Here is a 26,034-nt window from a genome sequence, read left to right as displayed (position 1 = left end):
GAACCGCATGACCGCCGCCGTGACCCGGGATGCTCGCCTTCCGGCCGCCGCCACCGAGCGGCTGCTAACCTCGCCACATGCACAGGGCGCCGGGTTCCGCGGAGCCGATTCCTTGATCAGCACCATCCTGGTCGAACACCCCTGGCTCTCCCCCACGGCGCTGATCGTCCTCGTCGTCGCCGGGCCCGTCCTGGGCCGCCTGCTGGTCTCCCGGCCGCGCGCTGCCTGGTTGCTGAGCGGCGTCGCGCTCCTGCCGGTGGCACTGCTCACACTGACCCCTGTCGACCGCGAACTGTTCGCCCGCTGCACCGTGCAGTGGGCGCTGCCCACGCCCGGCCGGGTCGAGCTGATGGCGAACGTCGTGCTGTTCGTCGCGCCGGTCCTGCTGGCCGGCGTCGCCACCCGGCGCCCGTTCGCCATCCTCCTGGCCGCGAGCGTGCTGTCGGCCGGGATCGAGGCGCTCCAGGCGGCCGTACCCGCCATCGGCCGCTCGTGCGACACCGGCGACTGGCTGTCCAACACGATCGGCGCCGCCATCGGCGCGGCCCTCGCCGCCGTGGCGCTGTGGGCGGCGCGTCGCCCACAGCGCCACGACCGGCCGTCCTGGCGCGGCGCAGCGCCGTAGCGGCCGCCGCGGTCAGTTCGCCGCACGCTCGACGATGACGTTGCCGTACCGCGTCCGGGCGTGGACGGTGACCTCGTTGTCGTCGGCGTGCTCCTGAGCGGGGACGGAGTTGCGCACCGCGCCCTTGTCGCTCCTGGCGTTCACCCAGGCGGCGGAGCCCTCGCCGATGCCGATCTCGATGTTCCCGGAGCGGTTCAGCAGTTCGGCCCGGCCGCGGGTCAGCCGGCCGATCCGGATGGCGCCGTCGCCGGTCCTGGCGGTGACGCTGCCGTCGGCACGGTCGATGTCGAAGCCGCCGCTGCCGTTGCTGAGGTCGAGGTCGGCCGAGGCGGTACCGATCCGCACGTCGGCCGATCCGGCCTCGACGGTGGCACGCCCGGCGATGTGCCCGACCTCGATCTCGCCGCCCGCGGCGTTCGCCCGCAGCGCGCCGACGCGGTCGAGCCGGATGCGCCCCGACCCCATGCTCAGCTCGCACTCCCCCAGCGGGCCGACGGCCTGGACGCTCGAGTGCGCCACGTCCGCGACGAGGCTGGAGCCGGCGGGCAGGTCGATGGAGATGGCGACCGAGCCGCTCCTGCCGCCCGAGGTCGTCGTCTTGACCGTGAGCCGGCCGTCGGCGAACTCGACCTTCGTCTTCTCGGCCACCTTCATGTCGCGCTTGCTGGCCGTGTTGACGGGTGCGACCCGGACCACGGTGTCGGTCCGGTCGCTCGCGCCGACTCGCACCAGCGCACCGGCGACCTGAACGGTGGCGGCGATGGGGCCGGGGGTGGTGAAGGTCGTCATGGCGGTGCTCCTCGTGTCGTTGCCGGTCTCGTTGTCGGTGTCGGTGTCGGTGTCGTTCATGCGTCCACCATCGGAGCCCGGTCTGACACGTACCTGACACGCGTCTGTCACGACCGCTGACATGCGCCTACGATCGCGCCGTGCGTGCGACGTTGCGGATCGGCTCCTGTCAGACGCCGGAGTTCCTGGGCGACGTCGAGTCGGCGCTCAGGTGGATCGAGGCGGCCGCGACGGCACCCGCCGCCGACGCCGTCGACCTGCTGCTGTTCCCCGAGTGCTTCCTGCAGGGCTATCTGGCCGATGAGCCGCACGTCCGCCGCCACGCGCTCGCCGTGGACTCCCCGCGGTTCGGCTCGGTCCTGAAGCGGCTGGGGCCGCTCGCGCCGACGCTCGTGTTCGGCCTGATCGAGCGGGACGGCCGCCGGTACTTCAACAGCGCCGTCGTCGTCAGCCGCGGCCGGCTCGCCGGCGTCTATCGCAAGACCCATCTCGTGCCGGGCGAGTCCGTGTTCCACGCCGGCGACGCCTACCCCACCTTCGAGCTGCGCGGCGTGCGGTTCGGTCTCAACATCTGCTACGACACGCGCTTCGCCGAGGCGGCCGCGCGCGTGGCGGACCAGGGCGCCCGGGCGCTCCTCGTGCCCGCGCAGAACATGATGCGCCGGCCGGCCGCGGAGGACTGGAAGGACCGGCACCACGCGATCCGCGCCGAACGCGCTCGCGAGACCGGTCTGTGGCTGGTGTCGGCCGACGTCACCGGCGCGCGCGACGAGCACCGTGTCGGCCTCGGCCCCACCAGCGTCATCGACCCGCGCGGTGAGGTCGTGGCACAGGTCCCCCCGCTCACGACGGGCATGGTCGTCGCCGACGTCTCATGACGCGCGGGTGCCGCGAGCGCGCGGACGATCGCGACGACGGCGCACCGCTCGTCACCGACGGTTCGGCCCCACGGGTCCGGCGTGTACCCCCTGGGTGGGCGTTCGGGCGTCGCGACGGGCAGGGCGGCGGATGCGCCGTTGCTGGGGTAGGCCGGGCCGGCGGGGTGGTGTGGTGTCGACGGGTGAGATCTCGGCGTCGTTGGCGGGCCATCACCAGGAGTCTGTTCACTTCACCAGGCATGCATGCCCAGTGGTGCGGAAGAACGCCTGGTGATGTCACGGGCGGGACAGCACTACGCCGAGGCGTCGGCGGCGCGAAGGTGCGGGACGAGGTGCTCGAGCACGAGGCCCGGGTCCTCGATCATCGGCAGGTGCCCCACCCCGGGCAGCGGCACGTGCCTGCCGGACAGGCGCTCGGCGATCCACTCACTCTCCGCCATCGAGCACGTGACGTCGTACTCCCCCGTCGCCCACAGGGCCGGGCAGCGAACGTCGGGCAGCCAGCCCGTCGCGTCGGCCATGTAGGCCGCACGCAGGACCCGGGTCACGACGTCGGCGCCGTGCCGGTTCGTGAGCAGCCGCACCGTACCGACGACGTCGTCCGGACGCCCGGGGGCCACCGCCTCCCGTGCCAGCCCGGCGAACAGGGCGTCGACGGCGTCCGCGTCGGACGGCGCCGGCGAGTTCCCCCGCTCGGCGGGGTCGCTGACCACGGCGCTGCCCAGTCCGGTGATGGAGCGGACCCGGTGCGGCAGGGCGGCCGCGATGCCGACGGCGATGGCGCCGCCCAGGGAGCCGCCGACCACGTGCAGGTCCGCCAGCTCGAGCTGCGAGACGACGTCGACGCAGTCGGCGACCCAGGCTTCGAGGGAGAAGTCGTCGTCGGTGGACTCGCCGTGCCCGGCGAGGTCGACCAGCACGCAGGTGCGCTCGGCGGCGAGCGCCGGCACCAGGCCGAGCCAGCACTCCTTGCGCATGTTGATGGGGTGGACCAGCAGCACCGCGGGACGCGCGTCGGCGCTGTCCGCGGGCGAGACCGTCGCGACGCTCAGGGCGTTGTTCCTCGAGGTCTCGATGGAGCCGAGTCGCAGCATGTAATTAGATTACAGACCCGGCGCCGACGCCGCCAGCCTCGCCTCGAGCAGTTCCTTGAAGACCGCCAGCGAGCGCTCGGCCTGCTGCCGGTCGGCGGTGATGAGGAGGTCGGCCATGAGACCGCGGACGGTGGCGAGCACCAGGCGGGCGATCGCCTCGGCCTCCTGGTGGGACCGGACGTGGCCCTCGAGGCTGCGCACGAAGTATGCCGACCACTGACCGACCGCCGTGCTGGCGAACTCCTGGAACTTGTCCGGCTCCTCGAAGCTGCGCGACGTCAGGTGGAAGAAGAACTGCATGTCGGCGGGGTTGGCCTGGTAGTGGCTCCACCAGCGATCGACCGCGTCGGTGATGGTGCCGACCGGCTCGTTCTCCAGCTGCGTGACGATGTCGTTGCGCAGCGTGTAGACGATGCGGCCCAGCAGCTCGTCCTTGCTGCCGAAGTAGTAGACGAGCATGCGGCTGCTGGTGCCCAGCTGGGGCGCCAGGTTGTCCAGGGCGAAGCCGGCCAGGCCCTGGCTGCGAACGATCTCGATGATGCGCCCGAGCAGTTCCTCTGCCTTGAGGTTGTTGGCCTGCGCGCGCGCCGGCGCCTTGTCCGCCGACTTGCCGCCGGACCGGGCGGCCGGCTTCTTTGCCGGCCCAGTGCTGGATGCCATGGCTTACTTCGAGTCCGTCTTCAGCATGCCGTCCCGTTCGTTGCCGCGTTGAGTCGTCCGATGGCGAGCTCCGCCAACAGGCTAGACATATCAGGCACCACGGAGTCATCGAAACGCGCTTCTGGAGAGTGGTTGGTCGGCAGCGGCTGTGACTGGTCCCCGACGGCGGCACCGACCAGGACGAAGGCCCCGCCGGTCTCGTCGAGGAACAGGGAGAAGTCCTCGGAGATCATCTCGGGCACGACGAGGTCCCGGTAGCGAGCGGCGCCATGGAGCTGCGCCACCGTGCGGCGCACCAGCGCCGCGCCCTCGGCGTCGGTGACGGTCGGGCCGAGGTCGGGGCCGACCTCGGCCCGCAGCCCCAGGCCGTAGCTCTCGGCGATCGCCGTCGCGATGCCGCGGATCTTCGCGTACGCCGCCCGCGCGGTCGCGTGGCTGGCGGCGCGCAGGCTGACCTTGAGCAGCGCCCGGCTCGGGATCACGTTGGCCGCGGTCCCCGCCGTGATCGAGCCGACGGTGACCACGATCGGGTCACCGGGCGCGCTGTTCTGCGCCACGAAGGTCTGGATCGCCTGCACGACCAGCGCCGCCGTGGAGATGGGGTCGAGCGCCGTATGCGGCCGGGCCGCGTGACCGCCCCGGCCGAGCAGCTCCAGCTCGAAGAGCATGGCGGCGCCCATCACCTCACCCTCGCGACAGAAGAAGATGCCCGCCTCGGCGAACGACAGGACGTGCAGTCCGTAGGACGCGACCGGCTTCTGGCCGGTGAGCAGGTGCGTCTTCTCGCTGATCATCAGCTCGGCCCCGCCGGCACCCTCCTCCCCAGGCTGGAAGACGGCGAGGACGTCGCCCGCGAACTCCGCGCGCCGCCGGTGCAGCTGGTGGATCGCGCCGACGAGGCCGGCCATGTGCAGGTCGTGGCCGCAGGCGTGCATGTTGCCGTTGATCGAGCTGAACTCCTCACCCGACTCCTCGACGACCGGCAGGCCGTCCATGTCCGCGCGCAGCAGCACGGTAGGGCCGGGCTCGGTGCCCGGCACGACGACGGCGAGCGACGAGCAGGTCGCGCTGGTGTGGATCGCCAGCCCGAGCGGCTCCAGCGCGTCCACGAGCAGCTGCCGGGTCATCGGCAGGTCGAGGGCGAGCTCCGGGGTCCGGTGGAGGTTCCGGCGGAGTTCGATCAGGTCGATCACGGCGTCGCTGCTTTCTGGGGGTCGTCGGCCTTCGTGCAGCCGGCCACGTGGTCGGGGCCGACCTCATGCAGTCCGGGCCCGTGCTCGTGGCACGGGCCCGGCACGGGGCAGGACGTGACGGCGAGTGTGCCGTCCGGGTGGCGAGGCAGGGCGACCACGCCGTCCCAGGCCACCCGGGGGTCGGCGACCGGCACGGCGGAGATGAGGGCCTGCGTGTAAGGGTGCCGCGGGTCGTCCAGGACGGCCGCCGCGGGGCCGTTCTCGACGATCAGCCCGCGGTACATCACGGCGATCCGGGTCGCGAGCCGGCGCACGCTCGAGATGTCGTGGGTGATCATCAGGTAGCCGACGCCGGTGCGCTGCTGCAGGTCGGCGAGGAGCGCGAGGATCCGCCCGCGCACGGTCTGGTCGAGGCTCGCGGTCGGCTCGTCGAGGACCACGATCTGCGGATCGGCGACCAGGGCCCGGGCGACCGCCACGCGCTGCGCCTGGCCGCCGGAGACCTCGCGCGGGTAGCGGTCCAGGATCTCCGGATCGAGGCCGACGTCGGTGATCAGCCGGCGGACCAGCCGGTCGGCCTCGTCGTCGGCGACACCCAGGTGGCGCAGCGGCTCCTTGACGCTGCGGCGGATGCGCCACGACGGGTCGAGCGACTGCACCGGGTGCTGGAAGACCATGTGCACCCGCTGCGGGCCGGCCGCGCCGTCGTCGCCGGCCACCCGCCAGGTGACGGTGCCCGACGTCGCCCGCTGCAACCCGGCCGCGACCTTGGCGATCGTGGTCTTGCCGCTGCCCGACTCGCCGACGACGGCCAGGGTCTCGCCACGGCGCACCCGCAGGGTCACCCCGCGGACGGCGTGGTTGCGGCGGCGCTTGCCGTAGACGACCTCGATGTCAGCCAGTACGAGTTCCATCGGCCACCTCCTCGGGTAGCGGCTGATCGCTCGCCGCGGCGAGGAGCTCGCGGGTGTAGCCGTCGCGCGGCCGGTGGAAGACATCGTCCACGCCGGCGAACTCGCGGATCTCGCCGTCGTACATGACGGCCACCCGCTGGCACAGCTGGGCGATGACGCCCATGTCGTGGGAGACGAACAGGACGCCGATGCCGTGCTCGGCGACGGTGGCCCGGATCAGGCCGAGGATCTGCGCCTGGACGGTGACGTCGAGTCCGGTGGTGGGCTCGTCGGCGATGAGCAGGCTCGGCCGGGCGGCGATCGCCATCGCGATCATGACGCGCTGGTTCATGCCCCCGGACAGCTGGTGCGGGTAGCGGCCGAGCACGGCCGCCGGGTCGTCGATTCCCACCGACGAGAGCAGCGCGGCCGCGCGGTCGTGGCGATCGCCGTTGCGCCGGCGGCCGTTCGAGTCGGCGGAGCGATCCAGGAAGCGGAGCAGCCGCACCAGCTGGGCGCCGATGCGCATCGTCGGGTTCAGCGCGGCCGTCGGGTTCTGGAAGATCATCGTGGCGTTCGGCCGCATGAGCAGCCGGGGGCCGTCCAGGAACCGCTGCCCCGAGAGCTCGGCCTCGCCGGCGGACACGTGCACCCCGTCGGGCAGCAGGCCGAGCAATGACAGGGCCGTCATCGTCTTGCCCGACCCGGACTCGCCGACGATCCCGACGACCTCCCCCTCCCGCACGTCGAGGGAGAGGTCTCGGACCAGGCCGGCGCCGGTCCGGGTCTGGATGCTCAGGCCCCGCACGGTCAGCAGACTCATCGCAGCCTCCGGTCCAGCCAGTCGCCGATGACCTGGAACGATGCCGCCGTCAGCAGGATCATCAGGCCCGGGAAGAACGAAGGCCACCAGGAGCCCAGGAGGTTGTCGCCGACGCCTTCGGCGATCATCGCGCCCCACTCCGCGTCCGGTGGCTGAACACCGACTCCCAGGAACGAGAGGGCGGCGAAATCGAGGATCGCCCACGACGCGACGAGCGTCGACTGCACCAGGGGGTACTTGAACGAGTTCGGGAGCACGTGCTGGACCGCGACCTGCCAGGTGCTGGCGCCGCTCAGCCGGGCGGCCGCGATGTAGTCGGCCGACCGCACCTCGAGGGCCTTGGACCGGGTGAGGCGCACCAGCAACGGGACGAAGGCGATGACCACCGCGATGGCCGCGTACCACGGGTTCTTCCCCAGCGAGGCCGTGATGACCAGCGCGAGGACCACGCCCGGGAAGGCCAGCAGCACGTCGGTGGCGCGCATGACCACCGCGTCGATGCCGCGCCCGAACGTGGCGCTGATGGCCCCGATCAGCGAGCCGATGACGAGCACGGCGATCGCCACGGCCAGCCCCAGCGCGATGTCGATGCGCGCCGCCGCCATGCAGCGCAGGAAGACGTCGCGCCCGTACCGGTCGGTGCCGAAGGGGTGCTCGAGCGACGGCGGGAGCAGCCCCTGGTACTCCTGGGCCACGCTGCCGCTGCCGGCGACCATCGGGACGACGATGCCGAGCACCAGGATCGTCCCGAGCACCGCGAAGGCGACCACCGCGGCCGGGTTGCCCATCCTGAGCCTGGAGACGACGTTGCCGCGCAGGTCGGCGCCGGCGTCGACGACGGCCATGCTCAGCTCCCCTCTGCGAGGTTCACGCGTGGATCGGCCCAGCCGTAGACGAACTCGAGCGCGGTGTTGATGAGCACGTAGGCGACACCGATCGCGATGACGTAGCCGCGCAGAGCGAAGAGGTCGTTCTCCTGCAGTGACGAGTAGGCGTATCCGCCGATGCCCGGCCAGGCGAAGAGCTGCTCGATGATCACGTCGCCGCCGGCCAGGACGAAGCCGGCGACGAGGCCGACGTTGGTGATCACCGGCAGCAGCGAGTTGCGCAGCCCGTCCTGGACCAGGATCGACCGGGCCGGATACCCGAAGGAGCGCGAGGTCCGGGCGAAGTCGGACTCGAGCGCCCGGATCGTGGCCGAGCGGACGATCTTCACGATGGACGGAGAGGCCAGGACGCCCAGCAGCAGGGCCGGCAGCAGCAGCGTGCGCAGCGCCGCCCCCGCCGTCTGCGGGTCGCCGGCGAGCAGGGCGTCCACGACGTAGAGCCCGGTCACGTGGTCGGGCGGGGCGAAACCGCGCGGCAGCCGCCCCGTCGGGCTGTTGAAGATCCCCCACCCGTTGACCAGGGTCGTGATCGCCACCAGCGCGATCCAGAACACGGCCGTCGCCGAGGCGAGCACCACGAAGATCTGGACCAGCCGGTCGCCGATCCGGTAGCGGTGCACCGCGGCGGTCACGCCCAGGCCGACGCCCAGCAGCACGGCGATCAGCAGCGCCGTCAGGCCGAGCTCGAGCGTCGCCGGCAGCCGGCTGGTGAGCTCGTCGCGTACCGGCTGGTCGGTGCGGATCGAGGTGCCGAGGTCCAGCCGGAAGAAGTCGGCCATGTACTGCGCGAACTGCACCGGTACCGACTGGTCGAGGCCGTACTTCGCGCGCACCTGGGCGACCTGGTCCGCGGAGGCGTACTGCCCCGCCGCGATGCGGGCCGGGTCGCCCGGGAGCAGCTGGGTGATGAAGAAGGTCAGGACGGCCACGCCGAGGATGCTGAGCAGCGCGACACCGGCCCGCTTCCCGGTCGTGGTCAGCATGGCGTCCTCAGTCCGTGACCCGGAGCTGGTCGAAACGCAGGTTGGCGTCGTTGGAGTGGGTGATGCCCACGACCCCCTCGCGCGCGCCGACCAGGTAGTCGCGGGTGAACAGGAACGCCCAGGGGGCCTGGTCGATGATCACCTGCTGGGCCTGCTGGGACAGTGCTCGTCGCTCGTCGGGGTCGCTGGTCGCCATCGCCTGCCTGACCAGCTCGTCGACCTCGGCGTTGCTGAAGTTGGTGTAGTTGGTGAACAGCCCGGTCGTGAGCAGGAAGAACATCTGGTAGACCGAGTCCTGGCCCCACGAGTACCAGGAGTCCAGGAACATCTGCATGCTCCCGAGGTTCTCGTTGTAGTCGGCGTCGCTCATCTCGTTGACCTCGACCTCGACGCCGCCCTCCCGCAGGGCACTCTGGATGAACACCGCGGACTGGCTCAGCGACTCGTCGCTCGCGGGCACCGACAGCGTCAGCGACAGCTCGCCCGGGCCGTAGCCGGCCTCGGCGAGCAGCTCCTGGGCTCGCTCGACGTCCGTGGAGTAGGCCACCTCCTCGCCGGTCTCGTCCAGCGAGTCCCGCATCGGGTACGGCACCGCGCCGTAGGCGGCGCCGGCGTACCCCTTCATGACGTCCTCGCGGAGCGCCTGGCAGGGCATCAGGTGGGAGAGGGCCTGCCGGACGCGCACGTCCTTCAGCGCCGGGTCCTCGTAGTTGAAGCCGACGTAGGCGACCAGGCTGTACTCGAGGTCATAGAGCTCGAGGCCGTCGTCCTGCTCGAGCGCCTGGGCGGTGTCGGGGGTCATCCCGAAGATCACGTCGACGGCGCCGTTCTGCAGGGCGAGGAACGCCTGCTGCGGGTCCGGCATGCTCTGGACCACGATGGTCTCCGGCGCGTCGGCGAGGTCGGCGGCGGTGAACTCGGGGTTCTTGGTGAGCGTCATGCTCTGACCCGGCACCCGGCTCTCGACGACGTACGGCCCGGAGGCGGTGGCCTCGGCGGCGAGGTACGCCGCGCCCCACGGGTCGTCCGCGGTGGCCTGCGCCTCGACCGCGGACTTGTCCAGGATGGCGAAGATCTGGAACGCGAGGAACTGCTCGATCAGCGGCGAGTAGTGCGTCACGTGGAGCTCCACCGTGGTGTCGCCGGTGGCGACGATGTCGGTGGCGGGGTCGGTGACGTTCAGCCACTGGCCGATGGCCTGCACGTAGCCGACGTCGGACAGCGCCCGCTGGAGCGACCAGACCACGTCCTCCGCCGTGATGGGCTCGCCGCCGGCGAACGTCAACCCGTCCTTCAGCTCGAAGGTCAGCGTGGTCTGCGCGTCGTCCCAGGTCGCCGACTCCGCGAGGTACGGCGCGCTCTCGCCCGCGTAGGACAGGACGCCGTCGTCGCCGTCGGTGTAGCTCTCCTGCAGCAGGGTGCCGTAGATGTTTCCGACGACGCCGTAGCCGGCGTCGGTCTTGAACTGGTGCGGGTCGAGGGTGTCGATGTCCTGGCTGTAGGCGACGACCAACTCGTCGGCGGCCGCGCTGCCGCTGTCGTTGGATGCGGCGCCGCTCCCGCAGGCCGCGGCCGTCATGAACAGGCCGGAGGCGACCAGCGCTCCGAGCGATCGACTTCTGTGCGCCATGAGGATGTCTCCTGGTGGGTGTCAGCCGGCGCCGATGGCCGTGCTGAGCTTCTTGATGTCCCCGAGAAGGGATTCGACGTTGATGGGGGCGAGGGCGACCTCGTCCGAGCCGGCGGCGAGCAGGGCCTGGAGCCGGTCGACGCAGGTGTCCACGTCGCCACAGACGCAGAGCTGGTCGATCCACTCGTCCGGCATGTCGGCGGCGAGTCCCTCGGGACCGCCGGTCCGCGCGAGCGTGCGTAGTTCGTCGGTGATCCCGATCGCGTCGGTCATCGCCGTGCTCTCCCCGTCGGCCAGGAAGGTCCCGAGGAGCGGCCGGATCCGCGCTCGCGCCTCGGCGGTGGTGTCGGCCATGGACAGGAAGGCGAAGGTCGTGATCGGGGTGTCCGCGCCGCCGTTGGCGGCCACGATGTCGCGCTCGACGCGGACGAAGGCGGGGCTGCTGAAGACCGAGAGGACCAGGCCGTCGCCGATCTCGCCGGCCAGTGCGGTCATCTTCGGGCCGGTCGCCCCGAGGTGGATCGGCGGCGGCTGCGGCGGCGGGTACTCGAGGTGGACGCCCTCGAAGGTGAAGCCGCCGTGGTCGCCGGTGAGCGTCTCGCCGGCCCAGAGCGCCCGCAGCGCGGCGACGGTGCCGCGCACCGCGCCCAGCGGCCGCCGGTGTTCGATGCCCTGCTGGTCCAGCCACCAGCTCCCGCCGACGCCGACGCCGAGGACGAACCGGCCCGGGTGCACCGAAGCGAGGGTGCCCGCCTCCATGGCCAGCAGCCCGGGATGGCGCGCGTACACGGAGACCACGCCGGTCCCGACCCGGATCTGCTCGGTCGCCGCGAGGACGGTCGCGGCGCCGGCGACGCCGCCGGTCGCGAAGTAGTCCTCGGTGGACCAGATGCTCGAGAAGCCGTGCTCCTCGACCGCGCGGGCGACGGGCACCAGCGCGCTGGGGTGGAAGGTACTGCCCAGGACGAAGCCGACGCGGTTGCTCACCGAGCGGCCCTCCGCAGGATCTCCGCGGAGCCGATCGGCAGCATCCCGGTCCGGGCCATGCCGTCGACGAAGCGGGCGAACGGCGGGCGGGCGGCGATCCCCCGCGCGATCAGCGCGGCGCCCTCGTCGACCCGCCCGGCCCGCACCAGCAGCACGCCCCGCCACACGGTGGGTTCGAGGTCGTCGCCGAGTTCCTGCTGCGTGTCGGCGAGGCCGGTCAGTGCCTGCTCCAGTTCTTCGCCCAGCACCGGCTCGGCCCCGGTGACGAGGCCCGGCTTGAAGACCGACTCGAAGAAGACGCCGTAGGCACGGTGGTAGCGCAGGCTCTCGCCCAGCCGTCCCACCGGATCGGGGTCGACGTCGACCCGCAGATCCACGAGCGTGCCCTGCCAGGGTTCGGCCAGCTTCTCCCCCGCCACCACCCGCAGCGCCGCGGACATCCGGCCCCGCACGTCGCCCCCGGCTTCGTCGCCGGCGGCGAGACCGGCGAGCAGCCGGTCGGCCAGGTCGCCGGACGCGCCGTGGTACGCCTCGACGACCGCGGGCAGCACGCCGTCGTGGTCGAGCATGTTGCCGACGGCGACCACCGGCCCGTCCGCCAGGCCGCCGCACGAGGGAACGCAGCGGGCGCCGGTGTGGTGGGCGGTCGCGCCGGTCGTGTCGAGGTAGGCGACCTGGCGGATGTCGCTGTCGGCGTCGTCGGCGACCAGCTTGTCGAGCGCCTCGCTCGCGGGCAGTCCCCGCTCGATGAGGTCGAGGCCGCGCGGCCCGTACGACACCTCGACGAACGACTGCGTGGCGATGACGCCCACGCCGGCTCGGGTGTGGTCGGCGACCGGGCCGACGCCGTAGGCGTGGGTGGCGGTCGCCAGCCCGAGCCGGCCGGTCGCCTCGTCCCTGGCGAGCAACGAGAAGGTCATGGCGGGCTCAGCTCGCGCCCGCGTCGGCGAGCTCGCCGTACTCGGAGTAGTCGGTGCGGGTGCCCCGGGAGTACGGCGTGTTGCCCAGCCCGCGCCGGTCGGCGGCGTCGTCGCGCGTCTTCGCGGCGGGCGCCTCGTCGTCCGGCGGCCGGGTCGAGCAGTGGAAGTGCCACATCCTCCACTCCGGGCTGCCGGCGCCGTCGTCGCGCTTGTAGACCTCGGTCGAGCGGTAGTAGGCCGGCCGGTCGATCCGCTCGGGCAGGTCGTTGCCCTCGTCGTCGCGGACCCGCCAGGCGGGGAAACTGCCCTCGGAGACCACGTAGGCCATGTCGCCGCTGACGTCGAGGCGCATCACGTAGTCCTCACACAGGCCCCACTCGTCGGTCCGCGCGTAGAACGACCACAGGTCGGCGAGGTCGTCGACACCGAAATAGGGGTGATCGTTCAGGTTGAACATCAGAAAGCTCTCGTCGCCGGTCGCGAAGACCGTGCGCATGAGCGGGATGTTGATCTGGAAGTTCGAGAAGTACCAGTCGCGGTGCAGGCGGAGGATCTGCTCCTCGTCCGTTGCCTGAGCGGCCATGCGACGCCTCCTTCCGTGGAAACTTGTAATCAGATTACATATCGCGGCCAGTGCTGACTAGCCCTTGGGAACGCGTGGTTCAGAACGACCCAGCCCTTCATGATCATCAAGGGTTCGTGGTGCCAGGGCCCCACCGATGCTTGATGATCATGGAAGGGGCAGGGCGGCGCAGTCGTCGACCGCGGCGAAGCCGGTCAGTGCGTCGAAAGCGGCCTCGTTGCCGCCGAGCCGGACGAACTTGTCCCGCAGCTCGGCCCGGGTCGCCGGGTCGCTGTGGTGGCCGTGCGGGTTGTCGGCCAGGGCGTCGGCGGCGGCCCCGGAGGTGAGCCGGATCCGGACCCGGGCCGGCGCGGCGTCCGGCCAGCGCGCGTCCAGTTCGGGGTCCGCGCGCACCCGGACGCGGGCGGCGAGGGCAGCCACGTCCGGTCGCCAGGCGAAGGCCGCGGGGCCGGTCCCGCCGGTGCGGATCGCGGCCGCGACGGCGTACGGCAGAGAGAAGCGGGTCGACAGCGCGTTGGGCGCGGCCTGGCGGTCGACCCGCAGGTTGACGGTCACGGTATCGACGACGACCTCCGCCACCTGCTCCGGACTGCCGCGCAGTTGCCCCCAGGCGCGGACGGTGGCGTCGAGCGCGCCGTGCGTCAGCGCACAGGCGGAGTGCAGCTTGAGGTAATTGCGCCGGATCCGCAGCGTCCCCGGGTCCACCGGATCGCGCAGGCCGCCGGGTTGGGCGGCGTACGGCGCAACGACCGACAGGTGCGAGCTCAGCGCGCCGGTGAAGCCGGCCCGGTGCAGGACCGACGCCTGGACGCCCGCGCGGTTGGCGTGGCCGGTCCAGCTGTTGCGCGCGGTGGCGCCCTCGTAGCAGGCGGACCAGCCGGTGAGCAGCGGCTGCGTCGCCGCGATCCGGACCAGGGCGACCGGGTCGTCGCCCCGCAGCATCGCCACCGCGGTGGCGGCACCGAGGGCCCCGAAATGACCGTGCGGGTGCATCGGCTTCGGCAGCACGAACGACTCGAACAGCCGCGCGGCCACCTCGTAGCCGGCGACGAACGCCGCGCCGAGGCGGGTTCCGCCGGCGTGCACCGTCTCGGCCGTGGCCAGCGCCGCAGGCAGCACGTGGATCGCCGGGTGCCCCGTCGGCCGGAAGCCCTCGTCCAGCTCCAGGAAGGTGCCGGCCGTCCCGTTGACCCAGGCCACCGTCGCCGGGTCGCCGCGCGGGGTGCCCGGGGCGAGGGTGCGCGCGGCTCCGGCCGGTCCGAGACCCAGGACCGGGTCGTTCGCGAGCGCCCCGACCTCGGCGGTGCGAGCGCCCGCGGCGACGACGCCGATCGTGTCGGCGAGCACCAGGGCGACGTCCTCGCGCAGGCCGGCCGGCAGGTCGTCCCACCGCAGCGCGGCGGCCTCCGCCACGCGACGTTCCACGAGCGCGACCAACTCGTCCGTCATCCGACCGGCACCTCGTGGCGAGCGGCGACGAAGCGGCCGCGCCGTGGGCCGACCGGCTCGCCGTCGCGCATCGCCGGCTCGCCGCCGAGCAGGCTGGCGACGACCCGGCCGCACAGCTCCCAGCCGTCCCACGTGGTGACCGGGTTCAGCGCGTGCATCCGCTCGTTGGAGATCCGCGCGGAGCCCCGCGGGTCGACCAGTGTCAGATCGGCGTCCGAGCCCGGGCGCAGGCTGCCCTTGCGCGGCCACAGGCCGTAGAGCCGCGCGGTCCCGGCCGAGAGCACCTCGGCCAGCCGCGACGGTGACAGCCGCCCGCGCACCATCGCGTCGACCATGAGCGGCACGAGCGTCTCCACCCCCAGCCCGCCCGCGGGCGCGTCCTCGAACCCGCGCAGCTTCTCCTCGAGCAGGTGCGGCGCGTGGTCGGAGCCCACCGAGCCGATGGTCGCGTCGGCGATCCCGGCCCACAGCGCGTCCTGGTCCGCCTGCGAGCGGACCGGCGGGTAGACCTTGATCGCCGGGCCGAGCCGCTCGGCGTCGGCGTCGGTCAGGGTGAGGTACTGCGGGCAGGTCTCGGCCGTCACCGCGGCACCGGCCGCCCGGGCCTCGCGCACCACCGTCGCGCCCGCGGCCGACGCCATGTGCACGACGTGGAACCGGCACCCGGTGGCCAGGGAGAACTGGGCGCCGACCGCGATCGAGGTCGCCTCGGCCACGGCCGGCCGGGCGAACAGCAGGTCGTCGTACGTGGTGATCGGGTGGCCCAGCAGCTCGGCCGACCGCGCGAGGATGTGGCGGTCCTCGCAGTGCGCGGCCAGCAGCCCGCCGTAGCGGGCCACCTCGCGGAACAGCTCCAGTACCTCGCCGTTCTCCGGCGGCAGGAGCAGGGAGTCCGGCGGCGCCGCCGCGAAGTTGTAGACCAGGCCCTTGGTCTCCTTGTCCAGCGCGTAGCCCCAGAAGAACTTCACCGCGACCGCGCCGGCGCCGTGCAGGAGCGCGATCTGATCGAGGTTGGCCGGGCCCAGCGCCATCCCCCACAGGCCGAAGTCGGTCCACGCGTGCGCGGCGTGCGCGGCCCGGCGCGCCTCGAAGGTCGCGACGTCGGTGACGGCGGGGACCGCGTTCGGCATCTCCAGCACCGTCGTGGTGCCGCCGCACAGAGCCCCCAGTGTCGAGTGGTGGAACGTCTCCTTGTGCGTGTGGCCCGGGTCGCGCGAGTGCACGTGCGGGTCGATGAAGCCCGGAAACACCAGCAGCCCCGCTGCGTCGACCCGCTCATCGGCGACGACGGCCGAGCCGCGGTCGAGCCAGGCCTCGACCCGCCCGTCCGCGAGGAGCAGATCGGCGGGGATCGGTCCCTGCTCGGTGACCAGATCGCCGCCGGTCACGACCACTCTCACGACGCACCTCCGACGTTCTCGAGGACCCCGGCGACGGCCGCGGCCCGGGCATCCAGCCGCAGCAGCGCGGCGAGCAGCAGGTCGGTCCCGGCCGCCAGCTGGGCCGGCTCGGTCCACTCCTCCGGCACGTGGGAGAGGCCCTGCCGGCTCGGCACGAAGATCATCGCTGTCGGCACCAGCCGGTTCACCATCTGCGCGTCGTGGCTCGCCCCCGACGTCAGCACCCGGTAGGGCACACCGCGCTCCGCGGCCGCGGCGGTCACCTCGTTGCGGACCCAGTCGGGGAGCACGACGGCGGAGGTGTCGGCGAGCAGCCGCGCCTCCAGCCGGGTGCCCCGGCGCAGGCACGCCGCCCGCATCCGGGTGACGATCTCGGCCGCCGACTGCCGCTGCCGGTCCGCGTCGACGTCGCGCACGTCGAGGGAGAAGGTCACCCGTCCGGGGATGGTCGTGATCGAGCCGGGCAGCACGCTCAGCCGTCCGACCGTCGCCCGGGTCCCGCGGTGGCGGGGGTCCAGCGCCACCTGCTCCGCGAGCAGCACCGCCTCGGCCGCCCCGGCCAGCGCGTCGGCGCGACCACGCATCGGCGTGCCGCCGGTGTGCGACGCCTGCCCGGTGACGGTCAGCTCGATGCGCGTGGAGCCGGAGATGAGGTCGACGACCCCGATGTCGAGCTTCGCCCGTTCCAGGACCGAGCCCTGCTCGACGTGCAGCTCGACGAACCCCGACCAGTCCTCGGCGGCCCACGCCGTACGTGCCGCGAGATCGGGATCCAGTCCCACGGCGGCCATCGCGTCGGCCAGCGATACCCCGTCGCGGTCGCGGCGGACGTCGAGTTCCGCGCGCGACGACAGCCCGGCCGCCAGCTTCGAGCCGCAGCAGGCCTGCCCGAACCGGGCGCCCTCCTCGCCGGCGAAGGCGACGAAGCGCAGCGGCAGTTCGGTCTCGACGCCGGCCTCGTGCAGCAGGCGGGCCACCTCGACGGCGGCCATGGTGCCCGCGATGCCGTCGAAGCGGCCGCCGTTGTAGACGGAGTCGAGGTGGCTGCCGGTGCCGGCCGCGGGTCCGGTGGCCCGGCCTGGACGGGTCGCGACGGTGTTGCCGGCCGGGTCGACGGCGATCTCGCACCCGGCGTCGGCCATCCACTCGGCGAAGCGGGCGTGGGCGGCGCGCTCGAGCGTCGTGTAGGCCAGCCGCGTGACGCCGGGCCCCGGCTCGCTCATCGCCGCCATGGTCTGCAGGGTCGACCAGAGCCGTTCCGGGTCGGCCGGGCGCACCGCGGTCACGGCGCTCGCCTCTCCCGGGTGGCGGTGCGCCGCAGCTCGTCGTCGGAGAACAGGTGGTCCAGGGTCACGGCCACGCCTTCGAGCAACTCGGCGGCGCCGTTGCCGCGGTCGACGGCGGCGAGCACCCCGACGATGACGGCGCCACGGTCGCGCACCGCACGCACCGCCTCGGCGGCGGACGCGCCGGTGCCCGTCACCCCTTCGACCACGAGCACCCGCTCCCCCGCGTGCAGCTCGCCGTGGCACGCCAGCCGCGGCCCGCCGCCGGTCTCGACCAGGCGCGCGACCACCAGCGGCAGCCCGGTCTCGAGAGCCAGGGCCGCACCCAGCACCAGGGAGTGCGGGTCGCGCCCCACGAGCCGGTCGACGTCGTCCGGGACCCGGCCGGCGAGGATCGAGGCCAGCCGGCGCAGCACGGTCGGCTTGGTGAGGAACTGGTCGGCGTCGATGAACTCACCGTGGGTGCCCCAGGCGGCGGCGACGAGATCGGCCAGCAGCTCGTCGCGGCGCACGTCGTCGGCCTGGAAGACGCTGAGGTCGCCGACGGCCAGCGCGGTCAGGAAATCGGGTGGCTGAGCGAGGGTCATGCGGGGGTCCTCTCGATCGGCGGCAGCACGCCGGCGGCCTCGGCGGCGCGCCACAGCCGTTCCACCGCAGCGGCGGCCTCGTCGACGACGCGGCGCTCGTCGCAGCCGGTCACCCGGCCGCCGTCCACGACCCGCCGGCCGTCGACCATGACGAAGGCGACGTCCGCCGGGGTCGCGTTCCAGACGAGGTTGCGCAGTGGGTCGCGGACCGGCTGCAGGTGCGGCGCCGACAGGTCCACGCCGATCAGGTCCGCGAACAGGCCCGGTTCGATCCGGCCGAACCGGCCGCCCAGCGCGGCGCCGCCGGCACTCGTGGCGGCGGCCAGCAGGGTCGGGGCGTCGGCAGCGGCACCGTCGCCGCTGGTGAGCTTGGCGACGAGGCCTGCCGCGCGGAGCTCGCCGAAGTGGTCGAAGCTGTAGGCGTCGGTCCCGATGCCGGTCCGCACGCCGGCGCGGTGGAAGCGCCCGAACGCCACCGTGACCCCGCTGCGCGCGAAGGTCAGCGGGCAGTGCGCCAGGGTGGTGCCGGACTCGCGGAGCAGGTCGAGGTCGCCGTCCTCGACGTAGACGCCGTGCGCGACCACCGTGCGCGGGCCGAGCAGCCCGGTGTCGCGGAGGTACTCGACGGGCGTGCGTCCGTGCCGGACGCGCACCGTCTCGACCTCGTGGCGGCTCTGGGCGACGTGGATGCTGACGAACGTGTCGCGCTCGCCGGCCAGCTCCGCGATCCGGCGCAGCAGCCGCGGCGAGCAGGTGTCCGTGGCGTGCGGTCCGAGGCCGACCCGGATCCGCCCGTCGGGGCCCTCGTCGAAGCGATCGGCGACGGCGAGCGCCGCGGCCAGCGAGGCGTCCTCGTCGCGCGTGGAGAACACGTACGGTGCGGCGAAGGCGCGCAGCCCCAGCTCGGCGGCCGCCTCGAGCAACCCGTGGTGCTGGGCGCGCGGCATGTCGAGGACGCTCGTGGTCCCCGTCCGGAGCAGCTCGAGCACCGCCAGCCGGTACACCGCCCGGAGCTCGTCGTCCGTCAGCACCTCGCCCGCGAGATCGCCGAGGGGCAGCAGCAGGTCGTAGACGATGGTGTCGGCCGCGACCGCGGCGTCGTCGACGATGCCGCGGAAGACCGGGCCGTTGAGCGCATGGTTGTGCAGGTTGACGAAGCCGGGCAGGACGATCCCCCGCGGCAGCTCGATGCGCCGGTCGGCGTCCACGTTCACCGGGCCGCGCACGACGTCCTCGATGCGGTGGCCTCTGACCAGCACCGTCACGTTCTCGACAGCCTCGGCGCCACCCGACGGCAGCGGCAGCACGGTCCAGCGCGCGGCGACCGTGGTGAGCTGGTCCGGCATGTCGGACTCCCTTGCGCGCTGGCATGTAATTTGATTACATTCTCAGCTCAGCGAGCGCCGCGTCAACCCCCGGGAGGTCACCGTGAGCGAGCTCTGCGCCATCCGGAACGGCCGCGTCCATGCGCCCGAGGACGTCGGCGTCCGCGACGTCCTGCTGGCCGGCGGACGGGTCGTCGCGATCGAGGAGAACCTGGATCTCGGCGGCTTGGACGTCGTCGAGATCGACGCCGCGGGCCGGCGGGTCGTGCCCGGTCTCGTCGACGGTCACCTGCACGTGATCGGCGGTGGCGGCAACGAGGGCTACGCCTCGCGGATCCCCGAGCTGTGGGTGGGTGAGCTCGCGCTCGCCGGCATCACGACGGTCGTCGCGCCGCCGGGGCTGGACATGGTGGCCAAGAACCTCGAAGGGCTGCTGGCGAAGACCTACGCGCTGGAGAGCGAGGGCATCTCGGCCTACGCCATGGCCGGTGGGTTCCAGCGGCCGTTCCGCACCGTCACCGGGTCGCTGCTCGGCGATCTCTTCACCATCGAGAAGTTCATCGGGGTGAAGGTCGCGCTGGGCGAGGTCAAGGCCACGCCGTTCCGGGACGAGGAACTCGTCGAGCTCGCCGCTCAGCTGCACTATCTGGCCGGCGCCACCGGCAAGGCCTGCCTGCTGCATGCCCACCTCGGGCAGTCCGCCGACCCGGCCGGGCAGTTCCTGCACGCGATGCGCACCTCCGGTGTGCCGGCGCACCGGTTCCAGGCGACGCACGGCAACTACACCGAGCACACGATGCAGGCCGTGCTCGACGTCGCGGCCGCGGGCGGCTTCGTCGACTTCAACCCGATCCTGACGCCGGCCTTCGGGCACCCGCGCGCGGTACCGGCCGCCGAGGCGGTCGTGCGCACGCTGACCGCCGGGGTCGACCCGAACCTGGTGACGATGACGACCGACGGCAACGCGAGTGTGCCGATCCTGCTGCCCGACGGCAGCCGCGACGTCTACGAGAAGAGCCTCGGCTGGCTCTGGGACACGGTGGCCGAGCTGGTCCGCGACCACGGGTTGTCGCTCGGGCGGGCCCTGTCGTTCGTCACCGCCAACCCGGCCCGGGCGCTCGGACTCGACGCCAAGGGGCGGGTCCGGGTGGGCGGCGACGCCGACCTGCTGATCGTGGACGACGACCTGCGCATCGTCGACGTGTTCGCCCGCGGCCGCCGGTTGGTCGCCGACGGGCGGGCGCTGGTCCGCTCGATGTACGAACCGGCCTGAACGTCACTCTCCGTGGGATCACCTCACCCGCGTGCAGGCCGCATAGCGGCCTGGATCGGCCCACGAACGGCCCTCGCGCGGGTGAGGTGCGCCCGCCGCGAGCGATGACGCGGAGGAATCAGCCTCGTGCCAGCAAGGCGATCGTGGCGGCGAACCCGTCCAGCGCGTCGCCGATCACCTCGTCGCCGACGCCCGGCAGCTGGAACCGGATCAGGCACTCGGTGACCCCGAGCTCGTCCTCGTAGCGACGCAGGTCGGCAGCCACCGTCTCCGGCGAGCCGATGAGGAAGCGCCCGTCGGCCCAGCGGCGCAGGTTGTCGATCGAGTCGTCGTCGGGGTAGGTCGGGTGCAGGGGCCGGTACACCCGGCCGTACTCGTGCCGGATCCCCGGCGCGAACAACTCCCACGCCCGGTCGTCGGTCTCCGCGACGAAGGCCTCCCGGCGCAACGGCTGCTCGGTCGCCGGCGCGAGTCCGGCCGACTCCCGGGTCTCGCGGAACAGCGCGAGCTGGCGCCGCAGCTTGTCGACGCGGTTGCCGGGCGGCATCACCCAGGCGTCGCCACTGGCCGCGGCGCGCCTGACACCGGGGTCCTCCAGGGCGCCCATCCACAGCGGGACGCCGCCGGGGTTGACGGGCAGCGGACGCACCCGCGCGCCCCGGAAGGCGTAGTGGCCCTCGCCGTCGACCACCTCCCCGGCCAGGAGCCGGCGGACCACCCCGATCGACTCCTGGTAGATGCGGGCCCGGCGGCGGTAGGGGACGCCGAAGCCGTCGAACTCGGCCTCGACCCAGCCGAGCCCCACGCCCAGGATCGCGCGTCCGCCCGACATCAGGTCCAGCACCGCCGCCTCCTCGGCGACGGCGACGGGGTGGTGCAGGGGCAGGATCACGATGTCGGTGCCGATCCGCATCCGCGTCGTCACGGCTGCCGCGGCGCTCGCCAGCAGCATCGGCCGCGGCAACCAGCCGTCGTCGAGGAAGTGGTGCTCGGCGAAGACGACCGAGGAGAAGCCCCGCGCGTCCGCGGCGGCGATGTCGCGCAGCCCGCGCTCGACGACGCGCTGGCCGGACTCGTGCGGCGCCACCTGGAAGCTGTAGTGCAGTCCGATCTTCACCGGTGTCCTTCCGGGATCAGGAACCGGCCCGTCGGCGGGCCGGGCAGCACCTCGCCGTCGCGGGCGATCTCGCGGCCGCGCAGGTAGGTGGCGGTGAGCGCGCCGGCGAGGCGCCGGCCGTCGAACGGCGACCAGCCGGCTCGGCTGTGCAGCCGGGTGGCGTCGACGGTCGTGGTGGCGCCGGGATCGACGACGACGAGGTCGGCGTCGGCACCGCGGGTGATCGCGCCCTTGCCGGCGAGCCCGCACAGCCGAGCCGGCGCCGCGCTGGTCAGCTCCACCAGGCGCGCCCAGGTCAGCCGTCCCGCCAGCACCGCGTCGACCATCAGCGGCAGCGAGGTCTCGACTCCCGGGTACCCCGGCGGGGCCGCCCACACGTCGTCCAGCCCGGCCGCCTTGTCCTGCCTCGAGTGCGGTGCGTGATCGGTGGCCACCAGGTCGATGCGCCCGTCAGCGAGTGCGGACCAGTACGCGTCGGCGTCGGCGGCGGGGAAGGCGAACGGCACCCCGAGCACGCCGAGGCGGTCGAGGTCGTCCTCCAGCAGCGCGGGCGGGCCGCACTCGGCGGTGACGCGGACACCCGACCGTCGTGCGGCGTCGATGCGGTCGATGGCGGCGACCGGCGCGAGCGACGCGTGGGCGATGTGCACCCGGCACCCGGTCCCGGCCGCGGCGGCCAGCACTCCCGAGAGGGCGTCGAGGACGCCGTCGCCGCGATAGGACCGGCACACCAGTCGCGCGTCCGAGCGGCCGGCCGCCCGCAGCTCCGCCCGGAGCCGGGCCTCCTGCTCGTGGTCGGCGACGTGGACGGCGACCGGCTGCGAGCGGCTCGCGCAGGCGCGGAACAGCGCCCGCAGCGTGTCGTCGCCGGGCATCGAGAGCTCGTCGGCGTACGGGTCGTCGGCCCGGTGCGAGCGGTTCAGGTAGACCTTGACCCCCACCGCGCCCAGCTCCGCCATCGCGGCCAGCTCGGGCAGGTCGGTGCCGCCGGACCAGAGCCCGTAGTCGACGTGCGACGTGCCCGCCACCAGGTCGCGCTTGGCCCGGAACCGCTCGGCACCGGTCACCGGCGGGTGGGTGTTCGGCATGTCGCACACAGTCGTGACCCCGCCGCACGCGGCGGCGGCGCTGCCGGTCCGGAAGTCCTCCTTCTGCTCGAACCCCGGCTGGCGGAAGTGCACGTGCACGTCGACCGCGCCGGGCAGCAGGATCTTGCCGCGGACGTCGACGACCTCAGCCGCGCTCAGCGTCCCCGGTGCCGCCAGGGCTGAGATGACGCCACCGGTCACGGCGACGTCCGCGGCGACCCGCCCTCCGGGCAGCACCGCCGTACCGCCGCGGAAGAGGGTGTCGGCGCTCACCCGAGCACGCCCAGGTCGCGCAGGCAGCCGAGGAAGACGTCGCGGCCGATGACCAGCGCGTCGTCGTCGACGTCGAAGGACGGCGCGTGGTGCACGTCACCGAGGCGCGACCCGAGCCCGAAGTAGACGGCCTGGCCGCCGGCGCCCTGGACGGCGTTCATGAAGCTGCTCATGTCGTCGCTCCCCTTGAAGTCGGCGGTCGCGCGGACGAGCGTGACCCCGTCCACCCCGGCGGCCACCCGCGCGACCATCGCCGCCAGCTCGGGGGTGCTGTCCGCGCCCGCCGCTCCCCCGGCCACCTCGATCCGGGCCTCGACGCCGGCGACGGCGGCGGCGCCGCGCACCACGTCGTCCACCCGGTCGAGCAGATAGCCCAGGATGGCGTCGTCGTCGGCGCGGACCTCGCCCCGCAGCAGGGCGTGCGCGGGCACCGAGTTCCGGGTCTCGCCGCCCTCGACGGTCCCGACGTTGACCCGGGTCTCTCCGTCACCGTGCCGGCTGATCGCCAGCAGGTTCTGGACGGCGATCGCGGCGGCCTGGACGGCGTTGCGGCCCTCATGCGGGGAGATGCCCGCATGGGCGTTCCGGCCCAGGAAGCGCACGTCGAACTTGCGGCTGGCCAGGATCCGCCGATAGCCGGCGACCACCTCGCCGGTCGCGCGCGCCTGAACCCCGATGTGGCAGCCGAACAGGACGTCGACGGAGTCGACCACACCGGCGGCCACCATCGCCGGCCCGCCGCGCAGCCCCTCCTCGGCGGGCTGGAAGACCAGCCGGACCTCGCCGGCCGGCCGGGCGTCGGCGGCGGCCAGCTCACGGGCCACCGCGAGGCCGATCGCGGTGTGCGCGTCGTGGCCGCAGCTGTGATGGACGCCCGCGTTGCGGGAGCGGTAGCCGCCGCGCTGCGCGGTGTGCCCGGGGTCGCTCGATTCGTGACCGTAGTTGGCGTCGATGTCGAACCGCAGGGCGACGGTGGGCCCGGGGCGCCCGGTCGCCAGCGTCGCCACCACGCCGGTGAACCCGTCGCGGACCCGTTCGGCGTAGTCCGGGTCGGCCCCGTGGGCGAGCGCCCGGCGGTAGGCCTCGTCGAGCTCCCCGCGTGACGGCAGCCCCGGGCGGTCCTCGGCCAGCACCTCGCGCCCCACCCGGACGGCGAACCCGAGATCGGCCAGGCGGCGCGCCACCAGCGACGCGGTGCGCACCTCGCACCACCCGGGCTCGGCGTGGGTGTGCAGGTCGCGCCGGTCCGCGATCATCGCGCGCACGGCCGCATCGGTTCGGCTCATGTGGGGTCCTTCCTCAGGCGATCCCGGCGCGGCGCACCACGGCCGTGGCGCGCTCGAGTGCTTCCGCGCAGATCGCGTCCTCGTCCACCCGGGTGCAGCGGCCGTCCTCGAACACGACCTCGCCGCCCACGACGGTCATGAGCACGTCGGAGCCGCGGGCCGCGTACACGAGCGAAGCCTGGACGTCGTGGTGCGGCGTCAGATGCGCCGCGCCGAGCCCGACCACCGTGAGGTCGGCCAGCTTGCCGGGTGCCAGGACGCCCGCGTCGACGCCGAGCAGCCGCGCCCCCTCGCGGGTCGCGAGGGCCAGTGCCTCGTCGCTGCGCGAGGCCTCGGGATCCAGGCGGTGCATGCGCTGGACCAGGACCGCCTGCTTCATGCATTCGAAGAGGTCCTGACGGTGGTTGTACGCCGCGCCGTCGGTGCCCAGCGCGACGACCGCACCCGCCGCGCGCAGCTCGCGCAGCCGCAGGACGCCGTCGGCGCCGTACTGGTTCGACACCGGGCAGTGCGCCACGGCGGCACCGGTCTCGCCCACCATCCGCACCTCGGCGTCGCTCAGGTGGATGCCGTGGGCGAGCGTGCTGCGCGGGCCGAGCAGGCCCTGGTCGTGCAGCCACGCGACCGGCGTGGTGCCGTAGGCGTCTCGGTACACCTCGGGGTCGCGAAGCGTGGAGGCGCAGTGCGCGTGCCAGCCGGTTCCCAGGTCGTGCGCCAGCTCGGCCGACGCCCGCAGCAGCTCCTGGTCCGCATACGTGACGTTGTGCGGGCCGGGCCAGACGGCGACGCGACTGCCGGGCGGCCGGGCCGCGACGCACTCCCGCGTCAGCTCGATCTCCTCGCTGGTGGAGTGCGCGAAGAGCCCACCGGCGAGCCCGTGGTCGCGGGCCACCGCACTCGGGGTGCCCGCCATCCCGCGGGCGACGGCGCCACGCAGCCCCACCGACTCGACCGCCTCGGCGACCGCGAGGACCGTCTCGGGGTCCGCCGGGGCGTAATGGTGGTCCAGCAGCGCCGTCGTCCCGGCCCGGGCCGCCTCGACCGCACCGAGCAGCGCCGCCGCGCGGACGTCCTCCCTGGTCAGCTGCGCGGCGTAGGGCCACATGAAGTCCGCCAGCCAGGACCAGAGGGGCCGGCCCTCACCGAGGCTGCGAGCGAGGCCCTGGTACAGGTGCGTATGGGTGTCGATCAGACCCGGCAGCACCACCGCGCCACGGCAGTCCACGCTGCGCGACGGCTGGAGACCCGCCAGCTCGGCGGCGGTCCCCACGGCGGTCACCCGTCCCCCGCCGACCGCGACGGCGCCGTCCTCGATCACGCCGGCCGCCGGGTCCATGGTGACCACGGCGCCGCCGGTCAGCAGGAGGTCGCAGGCCGCGGCTCCCGTGGCGTCGGCCATGGCTCAGTACTCGACGAGGGTGCCCTGACTGTCGGGCGTGTTGCCGAGGCCGCGCCTGCGCGAGGTGTCCTCGGCGGTCTTCGCGTCGGGCACGGCATCGTCCTCGGGGCGCGTCGAGCAGTGGAAGTGCCACATCTTCCACTCGGCGCCGCCCTCGCCGTCGTCGCGCTTGTAGATCTCGGTGGACCGGTACCGGAAGGTCGCGTCGACCTCCTCGGGGAGGAGGTTGCCCTCGTCGTCCTTGATCACCCAGGACGGGTAGATGCCCTCCGAGACGATGTAGCCCATGTCGCCCGACACGTCGACCCGGATGACGTGGTCCTCGCACAGGCCCCACCGGTCGGTGCGCGCGTAGAAGGACCACAGGGCGTCGAGTTCGTCGACCCCGAAGTAGGGGTGGTCGTTCAGGTTGAACATCAGGAACTGGTCGCGCTTCGGCGGGAAGACGGTCCGCATCAGCTCGATGTTGATGTTGTAGTTGGAGAAGTACCAGTCGCGGTGCAGCTTCAGCAGTTGCTCCACGTCCTCGGCCTGCCCGTTCGCCTGGTTCTGCACGTGCCTCTCCTTCCGGTCGACCCGGTTCGATGTAATCAGATTACATAGGCT

At 73.1% G+C, this 26,034-nt stretch carries 25 protein-coding genes; 3 read left to right on the top strand and 22 right to left on the bottom strand.

The genetic code is table 11. From position 1 onward, the window contains the following. The first annotated feature begins 112 nt into the window (after positions 1-112). Positions 113-625, top strand: a complete 513-nt coding sequence (locus tag DZA62_RS32890; protein WP_157988059.1) for a VanZ family protein — start codon at positions 113-115, stop codon at positions 623-625. A gap of 12 nt (positions 626-637) precedes the next feature. Here DZA62_RS32890 and DZA62_RS32885 read toward each other — a convergent pair whose 3' ends face one another. Next, a complete protein-coding gene (locus DZA62_RS32885; protein WP_232827664.1) occupies positions 638-1,474 on the bottom strand; it encodes a DUF4097 family beta strand repeat-containing protein in 837 nt (278 codons plus the stop codon). 80 nt (positions 1,475-1,554) lie between these two features. Between DZA62_RS32885 and DZA62_RS32880 the strand changes: the two genes are divergently transcribed. After that, the gene (locus DZA62_RS32880) at positions 1,555-2,292 is read left to right on the top strand and encodes a carbon-nitrogen hydrolase family protein (RefSeq protein WP_198664454.1); all 738 of its coding nucleotides are present in this window, start codon (positions 1,555-1,557) and stop codon (positions 2,290-2,292) included. Positions 2,293-2,585: 293 nt separating this feature from the next. On the opposite strand, the gene DZA62_RS32875 is transcribed toward DZA62_RS32880, so the two are convergent. The 16 genes from DZA62_RS32875 to DZA62_RS32800 form a co-directional block, all read right to left on the bottom strand. Then, positions 2,586-3,386, bottom strand: a complete 801-nt coding sequence (locus DZA62_RS32875) for an alpha/beta fold hydrolase (protein ID WP_116953200.1) — start codon at positions 3,384-3,386, stop codon at positions 2,586-2,588. Positions 3,387-3,395: 9 nt separating this feature from the next. Further along, entirely contained in the window at positions 3,396-4,046 is a 651-nt protein-coding gene (locus DZA62_RS32870) for a TetR/AcrR family transcriptional regulator (protein ID WP_116953199.1), read from the bottom strand. 20 nt (positions 4,047-4,066) lie between these two features. Continuing rightward, positions 4,067-5,239, bottom strand: a complete 1,173-nt coding sequence (locus DZA62_RS32865; protein ID WP_157988058.1) for a M20 metallopeptidase family protein — start codon at positions 5,237-5,239, stop codon at positions 4,067-4,069. Further along, positions 5,236-6,153 carry an ABC transporter ATP-binding protein gene (locus DZA62_RS32860; protein ID WP_198664453.1) on the bottom strand — a complete coding sequence of 306 codons (918 nt, stop codon included), beginning with the start codon at positions 6,151-6,153 and terminating at the stop codon, positions 5,236-5,238. The genes DZA62_RS32865 and DZA62_RS32860 overlap by 4 nt, the downstream gene beginning before the upstream one ends. Then, positions 6,134-6,955: an ABC transporter ATP-binding protein gene (locus DZA62_RS32855; protein WP_116953196.1), complete on the bottom strand. Its 822-nt coding sequence runs from the start codon at positions 6,953-6,955 to the stop codon at positions 6,134-6,136. Before DZA62_RS32855 ends, DZA62_RS32860 begins: the two co-directional genes overlap by 20 nt. After that, positions 6,952-7,800: an ABC transporter permease gene (locus tag DZA62_RS32850; RefSeq protein ID WP_116953195.1), complete on the bottom strand. Its 849-nt coding sequence runs from the start codon at positions 7,798-7,800 to the stop codon at positions 6,952-6,954. Before DZA62_RS32850 ends, DZA62_RS32855 begins: the two co-directional genes overlap by 4 nt. A gap of 2 nt (positions 7,801-7,802) precedes the next feature. Next, on the bottom strand, positions 7,803-8,825 hold the full coding sequence (locus DZA62_RS32845; RefSeq protein ID WP_116953194.1) for an ABC transporter permease: 1,023 nt from the start codon (positions 8,823-8,825) through the stop codon (positions 7,803-7,805). Positions 8,826-8,832: 7 nt separating this feature from the next. Next, positions 8,833-10,455, bottom strand: coding sequence for an ABC transporter substrate-binding protein (locus DZA62_RS32840; RefSeq protein ID WP_116953193.1), 1,623 nt, complete (start codon positions 10,453-10,455; stop codon positions 8,833-8,835). A gap of 21 nt (positions 10,456-10,476) precedes the next feature. Beyond that, positions 10,477-11,442, bottom strand: coding sequence for an LLM class flavin-dependent oxidoreductase (locus DZA62_RS32835; protein WP_157988057.1), 966 nt, complete (start codon positions 11,440-11,442; stop codon positions 10,477-10,479). Continuing rightward, entirely contained in the window at positions 11,439-12,362 is a 924-nt protein-coding gene (locus tag DZA62_RS32830; RefSeq protein ID WP_116953191.1) for a DUF1028 domain-containing protein, read from the bottom strand. The genes DZA62_RS32835 and DZA62_RS32830 overlap by 4 nt, the downstream gene beginning before the upstream one ends. A gap of 7 nt (positions 12,363-12,369) precedes the next feature. Then, positions 12,370-12,945 (bottom strand): Cif family virulence factor, encoded by a 576-nt coding sequence (locus DZA62_RS32825; RefSeq protein ID WP_116953190.1) that lies wholly within the window; start codon positions 12,943-12,945, stop codon positions 12,370-12,372. 147 nt (positions 12,946-13,092) lie between these two features. Next, entirely contained in the window at positions 13,093-14,394 is a 1,302-nt protein-coding gene (locus DZA62_RS32820) for an MmgE/PrpD family protein (RefSeq protein ID WP_116953189.1), read from the bottom strand. Continuing rightward, positions 14,391-15,794, bottom strand: coding sequence for a dihydroorotase (locus tag DZA62_RS32815; protein WP_157988056.1), 1,404 nt, complete (start codon positions 15,792-15,794; stop codon positions 14,391-14,393). The genes DZA62_RS32820 and DZA62_RS32815 overlap by 4 nt, the downstream gene beginning before the upstream one ends. Further along, positions 15,791-17,080: a Zn-dependent hydrolase gene (locus DZA62_RS32810; protein ID WP_198664452.1), complete on the bottom strand. Its 1,290-nt coding sequence runs from the start codon at positions 17,078-17,080 to the stop codon at positions 15,791-15,793. The genes DZA62_RS32815 and DZA62_RS32810 overlap by 4 nt, the downstream gene beginning before the upstream one ends. Further along, the gene (locus DZA62_RS32805) at positions 17,077-17,667 is read right to left on the bottom strand and encodes an orotate phosphoribosyltransferase (protein ID WP_116953187.1); all 591 of its coding nucleotides are present in this window, start codon (positions 17,665-17,667) and stop codon (positions 17,077-17,079) included. The genes DZA62_RS32810 and DZA62_RS32805 overlap by 4 nt, the downstream gene beginning before the upstream one ends. Next, the gene (locus DZA62_RS32800) at positions 17,664-19,013 is read right to left on the bottom strand and encodes an amidohydrolase family protein (RefSeq protein WP_116953186.1); all 1,350 of its coding nucleotides are present in this window, start codon (positions 19,011-19,013) and stop codon (positions 17,664-17,666) included. The genes DZA62_RS32805 and DZA62_RS32800 overlap by 4 nt, the downstream gene beginning before the upstream one ends. Positions 19,014-19,095: 82 nt before the next feature. Between DZA62_RS32800 and DZA62_RS32795 the strand changes: the two genes are divergently transcribed. Then, complete coding sequence (locus tag DZA62_RS32795) at positions 19,096-20,265, top strand: amidohydrolase family protein (protein WP_116953185.1); 1,170 nt, start codon at positions 19,096-19,098, stop codon at positions 20,263-20,265. A gap of 118 nt (positions 20,266-20,383) precedes the next feature. Here the strand turns inward: DZA62_RS32795 and DZA62_RS32790 are convergent, their stop codons facing one another. Genes DZA62_RS32790 through DZA62_RS32770 form a run of 5 tightly spaced genes read right to left on the bottom strand, consistent with a single transcriptional unit; the run spans position 20,384 to position 25,983 of the window. Beyond that, entirely contained in the window at positions 20,384-21,382 is a 999-nt protein-coding gene (locus DZA62_RS32790) for an LLM class flavin-dependent oxidoreductase (RefSeq protein ID WP_157988055.1), read from the bottom strand. Next, positions 21,379-22,743, bottom strand: a complete 1,365-nt coding sequence (locus DZA62_RS32785; protein WP_157988054.1) for a dihydroorotase — start codon at positions 22,741-22,743, stop codon at positions 21,379-21,381. The genes DZA62_RS32790 and DZA62_RS32785 overlap by 4 nt, the downstream gene beginning before the upstream one ends. Next, a complete protein-coding gene (locus tag DZA62_RS32780; protein WP_116953182.1) occupies positions 22,740-24,029 on the bottom strand; it encodes an amidohydrolase in 1,290 nt (429 codons plus the stop codon). The genes DZA62_RS32785 and DZA62_RS32780 overlap by 4 nt, the downstream gene beginning before the upstream one ends. A gap of 13 nt (positions 24,030-24,042) precedes the next feature. Continuing rightward, positions 24,043-25,428 carry an amidohydrolase family protein gene (locus DZA62_RS32775; RefSeq protein WP_116953181.1) on the bottom strand — a complete coding sequence of 462 codons (1,386 nt, stop codon included), beginning with the start codon at positions 25,426-25,428 and terminating at the stop codon, positions 24,043-24,045. Positions 25,429-25,431: 3 nt separating this feature from the next. Next, positions 25,432-25,983: a Cif family virulence factor gene (locus DZA62_RS32770; protein ID WP_116953180.1), complete on the bottom strand. Its 552-nt coding sequence runs from the start codon at positions 25,981-25,983 to the stop codon at positions 25,432-25,434. Between the last annotated feature and the right edge of the window lie 51 nt (positions 25,984-26,034).

The organism is Jiangella endophytica (assembly GCF_003427025.1).
Lineage (GTDB): Bacteria > Actinomycetota > Actinomycetes > Jiangellales > Jiangellaceae > Jiangella > Jiangella endophytica.
The sequence above is the reverse complement of the archived record's forward strand: the minus strand, read 5'-3'. Positions and strand labels throughout refer to the sequence as shown.

What these genes read in the sequence shown, in the direction of transcription:
- DZA62_RS32885 (WP_232827664.1), bottom strand. Translation starts at nt 1,474, where the DNA reads ATGAACGACACCGACACCGACACCGACAACGAGACCGGCAACGACACG.
- DZA62_RS32875 (WP_116953200.1), bottom strand. Translation starts at nt 3,386, where the DNA reads ATGCTGCGACTCGGCTCCATCGAGACCTCGAGGAACAACGCCCTGAGC.
- DZA62_RS32870 (WP_116953199.1), bottom strand. Translation starts at nt 4,046, where the DNA reads ATGGCATCCAGCACTGGGCCGGCAAAGAAGCCGGCCGCCCGGTCCGGC.
- DZA62_RS32860 (WP_198664453.1), bottom strand. Translation starts at nt 6,153, where the DNA reads ATGGAACTCGTACTGGCTGACATCGAGGTCGTCTACGGCAAGCGCCGC.
- DZA62_RS32855 (WP_116953196.1), bottom strand. Translation starts at nt 6,955, where the DNA reads ATGAGTCTGCTGACCGTGCGGGGCCTGAGCATCCAGACCCGGACCGGC.
- DZA62_RS32850 (WP_116953195.1), bottom strand. Translation starts at nt 7,800, where the DNA reads ATGGCCGTCGTCGACGCCGGCGCCGACCTGCGCGGCAACGTCGTCTCC.
- DZA62_RS32845 (WP_116953194.1), bottom strand. Translation starts at nt 8,825, where the DNA reads ATGCTGACCACGACCGGGAAGCGGGCCGGTGTCGCGCTGCTCAGCATC.
- DZA62_RS32840 (WP_116953193.1), bottom strand. Translation starts at nt 10,455, where the DNA reads ATGGCGCACAGAAGTCGATCGCTCGGAGCGCTGGTCGCCTCCGGCCTG.
- DZA62_RS32830 (WP_116953191.1), bottom strand. Translation starts at nt 12,362, where the DNA reads ATGACCTTCTCGTTGCTCGCCAGGGACGAGGCGACCGGCCGGCTCGGG.
- DZA62_RS32825 (WP_116953190.1), bottom strand. Translation starts at nt 12,945, where the DNA reads ATGGCCGCTCAGGCAACGGACGAGGAGCAGATCCTCCGCCTGCACCGC.
- DZA62_RS32820 (WP_116953189.1), bottom strand. Translation starts at nt 14,394, where the DNA reads ATGACGGACGAGTTGGTCGCGCTCGTGGAACGTCGCGTGGCGGAGGCC.
- DZA62_RS32805 (WP_116953187.1), bottom strand. Translation starts at nt 17,667, where the DNA reads ATGACCCTCGCTCAGCCACCCGATTTCCTGACCGCGCTGGCCGTCGGC.
- DZA62_RS32800 (WP_116953186.1), bottom strand. Translation starts at nt 19,013, where the DNA reads ATGCCGGACCAGCTCACCACGGTCGCCGCGCGCTGGACCGTGCTGCCG.
- DZA62_RS32780 (WP_116953182.1), bottom strand. Translation starts at nt 24,029, where the DNA reads ATGAGCCGAACCGATGCGGCCGTGCGCGCGATGATCGCGGACCGGCGC.
- DZA62_RS32775 (WP_116953181.1), bottom strand. Translation starts at nt 25,428, where the DNA reads ATGGCCGACGCCACGGGAGCCGCGGCCTGCGACCTCCTGCTGACCGGC.